Source organism: Roseomonas sp. GC11 (genome assembly GCF_024437745.1).
Classification (GTDB): Bacteria; Pseudomonadota; Alphaproteobacteria; order Acetobacterales; family Acetobacteraceae; genus Pseudoroseomonas.
The window spans coordinates 22,468-34,021 of sequence record NZ_JANFNY010000056.1; the positions used below are offsets into that span (position 1 = coordinate 22,468).

Below are 11,554 nucleotides of genomic sequence, written 5' to 3' on the forward strand. Positions count from 1 at the left end.
GGCCACCCGCCGGGACATCCCCGACCCGCAGGAGAGACCGGCACCCCATGCCTGATGCTCTTTACCTTCTGGCCGCCCTCCTCCTGCCCTGGCTGGGTGCCCTGGCCACCGCCCTGCTGCCGGCCAATGCCCGCACCCGGGGCCATAACCTGGAAGCCTGGCTGGCCGGGGCGGTCGCGCTGCTGGCCCTCATCATGGTCTGGCTCGCCTATCCGGCCGTGGCCGCCGGGGGGGTGGTGCGGCTGGCCATCCCCTGGGTGCCGCAGCTCGGGCTGGAGCTGGTCCTGCGCATGGACGGGCTGGCCGCCGTCTTCGCCGTGATGGTGGCGGGCATCGGGCTGCTGGTGGTGCTCTACGCCCGCTACTACATGTCGCCGGACGATCCGGTGCCGCGCTTCTTCGCCTTCCTGCTGGCCTTCATGGGCGCGATGATGGGGCTGGTTCTCTCGGGCAACCTGATCCAGCTGGTCTTTTTCTGGGAGCTGACCAGCCTCTTCTCCTTCCTGCTCATCGGCTACTGGCACCACGCCGCCCCGGCGCGCGAGGGCGCGCGCATGGCCCTCACCGTCACCGCCAGCGGCGGGCTGGCCCTGCTGGCCGGCGTGCTGCTGCTCGGCCATATCGCCGGCAGCTACGACCTCGACCATGTCCTGGCCGCCGGCGCGCTGATCCGCGCCCACCCGCTCTACCTGCCGGCCCTCGTGCTGATCCTGCTCGGCGCCCTGACCAAGAGCGCGCAATTCCCCTTCCACTTCTGGCTGCCCCACGCCATGGCGGCACCCACCCCCGTCTCCGCCTACCTGCACTCGGCCACGCTGGTGAAGGCCGGCATCTTCCTGATGGCCCGCCTCTGGCCGGTGCTGGCGGGGACGGAGGCATGGTTCTGGATCGTCGGCACGGCGGGCATGGTCACGCTGCTGCTCGGCGCCTATGTCGCCATCTTCCAGCACGACATGAAGGGGCTGCTGGCCTATTCCACCATCAGCCATCTCGGGCTGATCACCCTGCTGCTCGGGCTGAACAGCCCGCTGGCCATGGTCGCCGCCATCTTCCACACCATGAACCACGCGACCTTCAAGGCCTCGCTCTTCATGGCCACCGGCATCATCGACCATGAGACGGGCACGCGCGACATCCGCCGCCTCTCCGGCCTCAACAGCAGCATGCCCTTCACCGCGCGGCTGGCCATGGTGGCGGCGGCGGCGATGGCGGGCGTGCCGCTGCTGAACGGCTTCATCTCCAAGGAGATGTTCCTCACCGAGACGCTGACGGCCGCCAGCGCGCCCACCCCGCTGCACCGCCTGCTGCCCTATGCCGCGACGCTGGCCGGCATCTTCGCGGTGGCCTATTCGCTGCGCTTCATCCACGGCGCCTTCTTCGGCCCCGAGGCGCGCGACCTGCCCCGCGCCCCGCACGAGCCGCCGCAGTGGATGCGCCTGCCGGTGGAGGTGCTGGTCTTCGGCTGCATGGTGGTGGGCATCCTGCCGGCGGCCACCATCGGGCCTTTCCTCGATGTCGCGGTGCGCTCCGTGCTCGGCCCCGCCACGCCGGATTACAGCCTCGCCGTCTGGCACGGCGTCAACCTGCCGCTGGCCATGAGCCTGCTCGCCCTGGCCGGCGGCGCCCTGCTCTACCGGCTGCTGCAGCGCCACCTCAATGCCGGGGTGGAGGGCACGCCGCTGCTGCGCGGGATGGATGGCCGCCGCCTCTTCGAGCGGGCCATGGTCTTCCTCTCCTGGCGCTTCGCCCGCACGCTGGAGCGGCTGCTGGGCACGGCGCGGCTGCAGATGCAGCTGCGCCTGCTCGTCTGCGTCACCGCCCTGGCGGCGCTGCTGGCCCTGGCACCGCATGGGCTGCGCCTCGGCTCCCTGACGCTGAGCGCGGCGGACCCGGTGATCGCCCTCGTCTGGGTGGTCGGCGCGGCCTGCGCCATCGCCGCCGCCTATCAGGCCAAGTATCACCGGCTGGCGGCGCTGATGCTGCTGGGCGGGGCGGGGCTCGCCGTCTGCCTCACCTTCGTCTGGTTCTCCGCCCCCGACCTCGCCCTGACCCAGCTCCTGGTCGAGGTGGTGACGACGGTGCTCCTCCTCCTCGGCCTGCGCTGGATGCCGCGGCGCCTGGAGCAGCCCGGTGCCGGGGCCTGGCTCGCCCGCCTGCGGCGCGGGCGGGACCTCACCATCGCCATCGGCGCCGGGCTGGGGCTGACGGTCATCTCCTACGCCACCATGACGCGCCTCTCGCCGGAGGGCATCTCCCGCCACTTCCTCGCCCGCGCCTATACGGAGGGCGGCGGCACCAATGTGGTGAATGTCATCCTGGTGGATTTCCGCGGCTTCGACACCTTCGGCGAGATCACCGTCCTCGGCATCGTGGCGCTCACCGTCTTCGCCCTGCTGCGGCGCTTCCGCCCGGCGGCGGAGAGCATCGGCGCGCCCGAGGCCCGGCGCGGCCAGCAGCGCGGCGAGGCCCATGCCTGGCTGCTGGTGCCCGGCGTCATCATGCGCTGGCTCTTCCCGCTGATCGGCGCCATCGCCGTCTTCCTGCTGCTGCGCGGGCATGACCTGCCGGGCGGCGGCTTCGCCGGCGGGCTGATGCTGGCCGTGGCCATCCTGCTGCAATACATGGCCGGCGGCACGCGCTGGGTGGAGGACCACCTGCGCGTCCACCCGCTGCGCTGGATGGCGGGGGGGCTGCTGCTGGCCGCCGGCACGGGGCTGGCCGCCCTCCTCGCCGGGCGGCCCTTCCTCACCTCCTACTTCGCCTATGCCGATCTCGGCTGGCTCGGCCGGCTGCCGGTGGCCAGCGCCATGCTCTTCGACATCGGCGTCTTCGCCCTGGTCTTCGGCGCCACGGTGCTGATGCTCATCGCCATCGCCCACCAGTCGGTGCGCAGCCAGCGCGCCGCCCCGCCGCCGCCGCCCGGCGAGCCCGCCACCCCGGGAGACGATTGATGGAACTGATCCTCGCCCTCGCCATCGGCATCCTCGGCGGCTCCGGCGTCTGGCTGCTGATGCGCCCGCGCACCTTCCAGCTCATCATCGGCCTCTCGCTGCTCTCCTACGCGGTGAACCTCTTCATCTTCAGCATGGGCCGCTTCCCCGTGGGCGCGCCCCCCGTGCTGGAGCCGGGCACCGCGGGCGACCCCGCCCACTACGCCGACCCGCTGCCGCAATCCCTGGTGCTGACGGCCATCGTCATCGGCTTCGCCACCACGGCGCTGTTCCTCGTGGTGATGCTGGCGGCGCGCGGCCTGACCGGCGGCGACCATGTCGATGGCCGGAGGCGCGGCTGATGCCCAACTGGCTGCCACATCTGGCGCCGCATCTGGCGATCGCGCCCATCCTGCTGCCGCTGCTCGCCGGCGCGCTGATGATCCCGCTCGACGACCAGCGGGCGCGGCTGCGCGCGGGGCTCGGCCTGCTCTCCGCCCTCGGCCTCGTCGCCATCGCCGCCACGCTGGTGGCGCAGGCCGGGGGCGCGGGGGCGGCGCCGGTCTTCGTCTACCGCCTCGGCAACTGGCCGGCGCTTTTCGGCATCGTGCTGGTGGTGGACCGGCTGGCGGCGCTGCTGCTGCTGCTGACGGCGCTGCTCGGCCTCGCCGCCCTGGTCTTCTCCCTGGTGCGCTGGCAGCGCATGGGCGCGCATTTCCACGCCCTCTTCCAGTTCCAGCTGATGGGGCTGAACGGCGCCTTCCTCACCGGCGACCTGTTCAACCTCTTCGTCTTCTTCGAGGTGCTGCTGGCCGCCTCCTACGGCCTCGCGCTGCATGGCTCGGGCGTCGCGCGGGTGAAGGCGGGGCTGCACTACATCGCCATCAACCTCGCCGCCTCGCTGCTCTTCCTCATCGGCGTCAGCATGATCTACGGCGTGGCGGGGACGCTGAACATGGCCGACCTCGCCGCCCGCATCCCCACCTTGCCGGCGGCGGACCGGCCGCTTCTGGAAGCCGGCGCCGCCATCCTCGGCATGGCCTTCCTGGCCAAGGCGGCGATGTGGCCGCTGGGCTTCTGGCTCACCCCCGCCTATGCGGCGGCCAGCCCCCCGGCGGCGGCCATCTTCTCGATGATGAGCAAGGTGGGCTTCTACGCCGTGCTGCGCCTCTCCCTGCTGCTCTTCGGGCCAATGGCCGGGGACTCGGCGGGCTTCGGCAACACCTGGCTGTTCATCGGCGGCCTCGCCACGCTGGGCTTCGGCGCGGTCAGCGTGCTGGCGACGCAGGACCTCGCCCGGCTGGCCGGGGCCAGCGTGCTGATCTCCTCCGGCACGCTGCTGGCGGCGGCGGGGGCGGGGCAGGCGGCGGTCACCGCCGGGGCGCTCTACTATCTCGCCAGTTCGGCCCTGGCCATCGGCGCCTTCTTCCTGCTGGTGGAACTGCTGGAACGCGGCCGCGAACTCGGCGCCGACGTGCTGGCCGTCACCCTCGAAGCCTTCGGCGACGGCCCGGACGAGGATGAGGAAGAGACGGAGGTGGGCATCGGCATCCCGGCCACCATGGCCGTGCTCGGCGCCTGCTTCCTCTGCTGCGCGCTGCTGCTGGCGGGGCTGCCGCCGCTCTCCGGCTTCATCGCCAAATTCGCCATGCTGGACGGCATCCTGAACCCGGCCGGGCTGGGGCGCGGCGGGGCGGGGGCCGCGGGCGGCGCCGCGGTCACCCCGGCGGGCTGGGCGCTGCTGGCGGCGCTGGTGCTCTCCGGCCTCGCCACCGTGCTGGCCATGACGCGCGCCGGCATCCGCAGCCTCTGGGCGGAGGCGGGCCGGGGCACGCCGCGCGTCGGCGTGGTGGAAATCGCCCCCGTGCTGCTGCTGCTCGGCCTCTGCCTCGGCATGACGGCGGCGGCCGGGCCGGTGCTGCGCTACATGCAGGACACGGCCACCGCCCTCTACCAGCCACAGCCCTATGTGCGGGCGGTCACGGGGGCACGGCCATGATGCGCCGCCTCCTGCCGCATCCCCTGATCTCGGCCGGGCTCTTCCTGGTCTGGCTGCTCGCCAGCCGCAGCGCGGCCCCGGGGCCCGCCCTGGTCGGGCTGGTGGTCGCGCTGCTCGGCGGGCAGGCCCTCGCCCTGCTGGCGCCGGGGCGCCTGCGCCTGCGCCGCCCCGCGCTGGCGCTGCGCCTCGCCGGCCATGTGGCGGCCGATATCCTGCGCTCCAACCTCGCCGTCGCCCGCATCCTGCTGCTGCGCCGGCCCGACCGGCGCGCGGGCTTCCTGCATATCCGCCTCACCCTGCGCGACCCCCAGGCCCTCGCCCTGCTCGCCATCATCCTCACCGCCACCCCCGGCACCGCCTGGGTCGATCACGACGCGGCGGAAGGCTGGCTGCTCCTCCACGTCCTCGACCTCAGCGGCGGGGAAGACTGGGAGCGCATCATCCGGGAACGCTACGAGGCCCCGCTGCTGGAGATCTTCGCATGAGCCTGGCCGTGCTGGCATGGTCCCTGCTGCTGGCCCAGCTGATGCTGGGGCTGGCCTTCTGCTGCGCCGCCTGGCGCGTCCTCCGCGGCCCCCGCGCGCAGGACCGCGTGGTGGGGCTCGACACCCTCTCCATCAACGGCATGCTGCTGCTGCTGACCTTCGGCCTGCGCACCGGGACGGATCTCTATTTCGAGGCCGCCCTGGTCATCGCCCTGCTCGGCTTCGTCAGCACCGCGGCACTCGCCAAATTCCTCATGCGCGGCGAGGTGATCGAATGACCGGACATCTCGACAGCCTGCCCGCCTGGGCCGCATGGCCAGCGGCGGCGCTGCTGCTGGCCGGGGCAGGGCTGACCCTGGCCGGCTCCCTCGGCCTGCTGCGCCTGCGCGGCTTCTATGAGCGGCTGCACGCCCCGACACTCGGCACCTCCGCCGGCATGGCCTGCGTGCTGCTGGCCTCGATGCTCGTCTTCTCCGTGCTGCAATCGCGGCTGGTCATCCACGAACTGCTCATCGGCCTGCTCATGCTGGTGACGACGCCCGTCACCCTCATGCTCATCGCCCGCGCCGCCATCCACCGCGACCGGCAGGAAGGCGCCGATGTGCCAGGTCAGGCCAGCCCGGAGAGAAGAGAAGAGAAGAGTAAAGAGTAAGGAAGGAGAGAAGCGTTCTTTTTTGGAAAAAAGAACCAAAAAACTTTTTCAGGGGGGCGTCCCGCCGGACAATCGAGGCGGGACGCCAGGGGGCCAAATCAGCCCGGTTCGCGCTGCAGCGCCTCAAAAGCCTGGCCAAAACCCCGGAAGGAAACCGGGATGGCCATCTCGGCCTCATTGGCCAGCCTGTATTCGAAGCGGCCCATGCCACCCTCCCGAGCCCGCAGGCGGCGTTGCAGCGCCTCGGTCAGCTCCACCTCCAGCGTGCAGTTCTGCGGCGTGCAGCTGCGCAGTTGCAGGGCCAGCGGCTGGCCCCCCTCCTCCGGTGCCAGGCGCATGCCGGTGGGGCCGTGGAAATTCACCGGCACCGCCACCACCAGCCGCCAGGGCTGATTGCGCGCGAGGCGGCCAAGGGCGATCTGCGCGATCGGCTGCTGCTGCTGGTTCTGCACCCCCTGCGCCATCTCGCACAGGCGGCTGGCGGGAATCGTCCCCTCAGGCGGGCGGTTCTCGCAGCGCACGATCCAGTCGCCGAAGCTGGAGGATGTCCGCTCGGGCACCAGTTCGGGCGCCGGCGCGCGCGCGGCAGGGGCCGCCGGCGGCGGGGCGGCGGGCGCGGTGCGGCCAGTTTGCGCCGCCGCCGGCCCAGCGGCCAGCAGCGCGGGGGCCAGCAGCGCGGAAGCCAGGAGGCAAAGGCGGAGCATCATGCGGCCTTGGCCTCCGCCAGATCGAGCACCCCGCTCCACGAACCGCTCGCCTGCAGGATGGCATAGATCCCCCCCAGCCAGTGGCGGCGGCGCCATTCCAGGATGGTCTCGTCCGGCAGCGCGTCGAAACGCTCCGGATTGAGCATCGCGAAACCGTTCAGCCGCGCGCTGCTGCCACTGCGGAACTCGACGCGGGCCTCACGCTCCTCCAACAGCCCGGCCCCCTTGAGGGCGATGGCCATGCGCTGCGTCTCCTCCAGGCTGGCGCGGAAATCGGAGCAGAAGCGCAGCATCTCCTTCAGGAAGGCACTGGGCTGCTCGCCCTCGAACAGCGCCTCGCCCGCGCCGGTGTGCAGCGCGGGGGCATCCGGCTCGATGCCCAGCAGCAGCTTCTCGCTGCCCTCGGGCTGGAGGAAAATGAAGGGATAGGCGCGCAGATAGGCCGGCAGATAGGTGCCCGCCCGCCAGCTGCCATCCGCGCCGACGAAGAGATTCTCCCCCGCCCGGTAGCCGAGCACGGCCAGCGGCATCGGCACCGGGCCGCTGGCGAAGACGATGGGGAAATGCCGCGCGGCGAAAGGCAGCTCGACAATGCTGAGCGGCACGGCATTGGCCCGCGCGGCGAAGCCGAGGCCCGCGCTGCGGTCCAGGCGCAGCGCGGCATGGCGGGCCGGCTCCAGCGGCTCCACCCGGCCGAAGAGCGGCGGCAGGGCCGGCACGGGCTGCGGCGCGGCGACTGCGGGTGGTGTTGCCAAAGGGGTTGCCAGGACGGCATCGGACATGGCGTGGCACTCCTGGCGCGGACCGGGCAAGGCCGCCGCGCCTGCGCTGCGAAAAGGTGTCCGGCAGGGCCGGCGGGAATCGGAGGTGGCAGGCAGTCCTCCACCACAGGTAGAAAGATTTGCCCGCGAAATCTTTTCTGTCCAGGGTGGAGCGGCCCGGCCCGCAGCGGCGGGGTGGCCCGCCGGGCCACCCCTGCCGCGTCACCAGCTCCAGAGCAGGCCGCCGCTGACGGCCTGGCCGGTATAGTTGCTGCGCAGGTCGGCGCTGTAGGTGAGGAAGAGCGAAGCCTGCGGCGTCAGCGTCAGGCTGGCGCCCAGACCGGCCAGCAGGCGGTCCCGCCCGGTGGCCACGGTCTCGGTGCGGATCGGCGTCGAGGAGGCGCCGATCAGCGTCGCCCCCGTGCTGGTCGCGACATCGCCGAACTCATGCGCCCATTGCAGCCGCACCGCCGGGATCAGCGCCATGCCGGAGGCGAGTTGCAGCGCGGTGCTGGCGCGCAGGCCGACGATGCTGCGCGTCGCCGTCACGCTCTCGCTGTCCAGGTTGAGGCCGAGCACCCCGGCGCCGCTCTCCGTCGCATGGTCGCGGTTGAGGATATCGACGCGCGCGCCGATGCCGGGCTGCAGGGTCCAGTGGCCGACACGGTAATAGACGCCCGTCTCCAGCTCGGCGCCATAGCTGGAGGTGGAGGGCGTGGCATGGGCGCTCATGCCGAGCGCGCCGAGGTCACGGTCCACCGATATCTGGCCGAAGCTGCCGCTGACCTGCGCATCGGCGAAGATGAGCGGGCCGGTATAGCCGCCATAGGCGGCGAGATGGCCGACATTCGGGCTGGCCCGCCCGCCGCCGGCCGGCGAGGTGATGCGCCCGGCCGTGTAGCCCGCCGCGATGCCGGCGCTGAAGCCGGTGCCGAGATCCGTCTCCAGGCCGACCGCCACGCCGCCGGTGGAGGCGTGATAGGCCGTGGCCCCGCCCTCCGAGCCGGTGTTGAAGGTCTGGCCCAGCCCGATGATCCAGGAGGTGAAGCGGCCGAGCTGCGCCGTGGCCGCCTGCTGCGCGCCGATGCCATTGGCCCGGCGCGCCGCCTGCTGCCCGCTGATGGCGCCGCCGAAGGCGCGGTTGCCATCGACCAGCGCCATCATCGCATCGCCATAGATGGCGCCGCCCAGGCGGATGGTGGTGTCCTGGATCTGCGCGGCATTGAGCGGGAAGAGCGCGGCCAGCCCGGCCTCGATCGCATCGCTGCCGCGCACGCCCGCCGCCGGGCGCAGCGCATCCAGCGCCCGGCCGACGGAAAGCTGGTTCGCCGTCTGCTGGTAGCCCAGCGCCGACATGCGCGCATAGGATTCCGGCGTGACATAGAGGGTCAGGCTGGTGGGCTGGTAGAGCGCATCGAAGCGCGTGCCCGTGGCGAGGCCCGCGGGCTGCGTCAGCCCGCTGAAGGAACCGAGGATGGAACTGGCCTCGACCACGCGGAAGCCTGTGCCGACCTCCGGCGTATAGGTGTTGGTGGCCGAGCCGGTGATGCCGCGCAGCAGCGGCGCGAGGGTGCCCGCGGCGGTGAAGGAGGCGCCATCGACGATGACGCGGCTGTAATTGCCGGCGCCGCTCCCCGTGCCCGTGCCGTCGATGTCGATCTCGAAGGTGGAGCTGTCCGTCATCACCACCGGGGCGGTGAAGGTCAGCGTGCCCGGGCTGTTGCCGGGGGAGAGCGTGCCGGAGACCGTGGTCGGCGCGTCGATGACGCCCGAGCCGCGCAGCGTCGCCCCCTCCTCGATCTCCAGCGCCGCCGCCTGCAGCGTGCTGTTGCTGTAGAGCGTGCCTTCGCTCGCCACCACCGTGCCGCTGAGGCTGACGCCACCCGCCACCTCGACCGAGCCGCTGCCGGTGGTGGTCAGGTTGCCATCGCCGCTGACGCTGCCGGTGAAGACGACATTGCCCGTGCGCGTGTCCACCGTGCCATTGCCGCTGTTCACCACGATCGGCTGGCCGAAGGTGGCATCCGCGGTGGGCTGCAGCGTGCCGCCGGAGAAGACGATGGCCGAGGCCTGCGCCGCCGGGTCGTTCTGCGTGAAGATCGGCTTCGACTGGTCCACCAGCAGCGAGGCCAGCAGCAGGTCCACCTGGTTGGCGCGATAGATGGTGACGAGCTGCATGCCCGCGATCTCGCCGCTGCGCGTGGCGAAGCTGCCGGTCACGCCGCCCGTGGCGGTGAGCAGGGTGTAGAGGCTGTCCGCCGCATAGGTGCCGGCGGCGGGGAGGATGGCCAGCGCGCCATCGAGCACCGCGCCGCCGGTGATGGCCAGGGCCGAGGCCCCGCCCGGCGTCAGCGCCAGCTGCAGGGTGCCGGTGGCGGACTGCACGTAATTGCCGCCCACGGTGAGCGTGCCCACGGCCCCGCCAATGCCGGGCACCACCAGCCCGGAATTGGTCAGGCTGCCGGCGACCGTGCCGGTGCCGGTGAGCCGCGCCCCCGTGACGATGCCGGCACTGCCGCCGATGCGCGCCGAGGCATGGCCCGCATCGCCCAGCACCAGCGTCCCGGCGGAGACCGTGGTCAGCCCGGTGAAGCTGTTGACCCCGTTGAGGGTCAGGCTGCCCCCGGCCACCTCCAGCCCGCCCGTGCCGGCGATGGTGCCGCTGTAGATGCCGCCCTGCAGGATGCGCAGCTGCTGCGCGCCGAGGGCGATGCTGCTGCCCGCCACGCCATCCAGCGTCTGCACCGTGCGGGCACTGGAGGCGCCGGCGATGCTGAATCCCGCGCCCGAGGTGGCCAGATTGAGCCCGGCGGAGGTGGCGATCGTCCCCGTGCCGGAGAGCGCCAGCGTGCCGCCCTCCACCCGCGTCACGCCGGTATAGCTGTTGGCGCCGGAGAGGGTGAGCGTGCCGCCGGTGACAGTCAGCCCGCCCGGGCCGGACACCGCGCCGCCATAGGTGCCGCCGCCGCTGACGGTCAGCGTATGCGCGCCGAGGTCGAGGCTGCTGCCGCTGACACCGTTGAGGCTTTGCAGCAGCCGGCTGCCATTCGCCGCCGCCATAGTGAAGGCCGCGCCCGAGGCCGAGAGGGTCAGCCCCGAGGCCGTGCTGAGATCGCCCGCCCCGGAGAGCGCCAGCGTCCCCGCCTCCACCCGCACCGCGCCGGTGAGGCTCTGCGCGGCGGAGAGGGTGAGGGTGCCGCCGCTGGCGGTCAGCCCGCCCGTGCCGGAGATCACGCCATCATAGCCACCGCCGCCGCTGACGGTCAGCGTGTTGGCGCCGAGCGCCACGCTGCTGCCGGAGACGCCGTTCAGCGTCTGCACCGTGCGCCCGCCGCCCGCCGCCGCGAGGTCGAACACCGTCCCACTCGCCGTCAGCGACACGCCGGAGGAAGCCGCGATATCCCCCGCGCCGGAGAGCGCCAGCGTCCCCGCCTCCACCCGCGTCGCGCCGGTATAGCCATTGGCGCCGGAGAGGGTGAGCGTGCCGCCGGTGACGGTCAGCCCGCCCGGGCCGCCGATGCTGCCGGCATAACCGCCGCCGCCGCTGACGGTCAGCGTGTTGTCGCCGAGCGCCACGCTGCTGCCGGAGACGCCATTCAGCGTCTGCACCGTGCGCCCGCCGCCCGCCGCTGCGAGGTCGAACACCGTCCCACTCGCCGTCAGCGACACACCCGAGGAGGTGGCGATATCGCCCGTGCCGGAGAGCGCCAGCGTGCCGCCGGACACCGTGGTCAGCCCGGTATAGCCGTTGGCCGCCGAGAGCGTCAGCGTGCCACCGCCCGCCGTCAGCCCGCCCGTGCCGGAGATCACCCCCGCGAAGCCGCCGCCGCCGCTCACCGTCAGCGTATTGGCGCCGAGCGCCACGCTGCTGCCGGAGACGCCATTCAGCGTCTGCACCGTGCGCCCGCCATCGGCCGCCGCAATGTCGAACGCCGCGCCGCTCGCCGTCAGCGACACGCCCGAGGAGGCCGAGAGATCGCCCGCGCCGGAGAGCGCCAGCGTGCCGCCGGACACCGTGGT

9 protein-coding genes are annotated in these 11,554 nt (G+C 72.5%); 6 read left to right on the top strand and 3 right to left on the bottom strand.

The features are described from left to right. The first annotated feature begins 47 nt into the window (after positions 1-47). From NON00_RS16730 to mnhG, 6 genes are read left to right on the top strand one after another with little or no spacing between them, the layout of a single operon-like run. Complete coding sequence (locus NON00_RS16730; protein ID WP_256023266.1) at positions 48-2,951, top strand: monovalent cation/H+ antiporter subunit A; 2,904 nt, start codon at positions 48-50, stop codon at positions 2,949-2,951. Continuing rightward, positions 2,951-3,292 (top strand): Na+/H+ antiporter subunit C, encoded by a 342-nt coding sequence (locus NON00_RS16735; RefSeq protein ID WP_256023269.1) that lies wholly within the window; start codon positions 2,951-2,953, stop codon positions 3,290-3,292. The genes NON00_RS16730 and NON00_RS16735 overlap by 1 nt, the downstream gene beginning before the upstream one ends. Further along, positions 3,292-4,929, top strand: a complete 1,638-nt coding sequence (locus NON00_RS16740; RefSeq protein WP_256023271.1) for a monovalent cation/H+ antiporter subunit D — start codon at positions 3,292-3,294, stop codon at positions 4,927-4,929. Before NON00_RS16735 ends, NON00_RS16740 begins: the two co-directional genes overlap by 1 nt. Further along, positions 4,926-5,414: a Na+/H+ antiporter subunit E gene (locus tag NON00_RS16745; RefSeq protein ID WP_256023274.1), complete on the top strand. Its 489-nt coding sequence runs from the start codon at positions 4,926-4,928 to the stop codon at positions 5,412-5,414. Before NON00_RS16740 ends, NON00_RS16745 begins: the two co-directional genes overlap by 4 nt. Beyond that, positions 5,411-5,692, top strand: a complete 282-nt coding sequence (locus tag NON00_RS16750) for a K+/H+ antiporter subunit F (protein WP_256023277.1) — start codon at positions 5,411-5,413, stop codon at positions 5,690-5,692. Before NON00_RS16745 ends, NON00_RS16750 begins: the two co-directional genes overlap by 4 nt. Next, complete coding sequence (gene mnhG, locus NON00_RS16755) at positions 5,689-6,066, top strand: monovalent cation/H(+) antiporter subunit G (protein WP_256023280.1); 378 nt, start codon at positions 5,689-5,691, stop codon at positions 6,064-6,066. Before NON00_RS16750 ends, mnhG begins: the two co-directional genes overlap by 4 nt. A 98-nt stretch (positions 6,067-6,164) precedes the next feature. Here the strand turns inward: mnhG and NON00_RS16760 are convergent, their stop codons facing one another. The 3 genes from NON00_RS16760 to NON00_RS16770 form a co-directional block, all read right to left on the bottom strand. Continuing rightward, positions 6,165-6,773 carry an invasion associated locus B family protein gene (locus tag NON00_RS16760; RefSeq protein ID WP_256023283.1) on the bottom strand — a complete coding sequence of 203 codons (609 nt, stop codon included), beginning with the start codon at positions 6,771-6,773 and terminating at the stop codon, positions 6,165-6,167. Then, positions 6,770-7,555: a SapC family protein gene (locus NON00_RS16765; RefSeq protein WP_256023285.1), complete on the bottom strand. Its 786-nt coding sequence runs from the start codon at positions 7,553-7,555 to the stop codon at positions 6,770-6,772. Before NON00_RS16765 ends, NON00_RS16760 begins: the two co-directional genes overlap by 4 nt. Positions 7,556-7,756: 201 nt before the next feature. Next, on the bottom strand, positions 7,757-11,554 hold a 3,798-nt coding region (locus NON00_RS16770), incomplete at its 5' end, for an autotransporter domain-containing protein (RefSeq protein ID WP_256023287.1).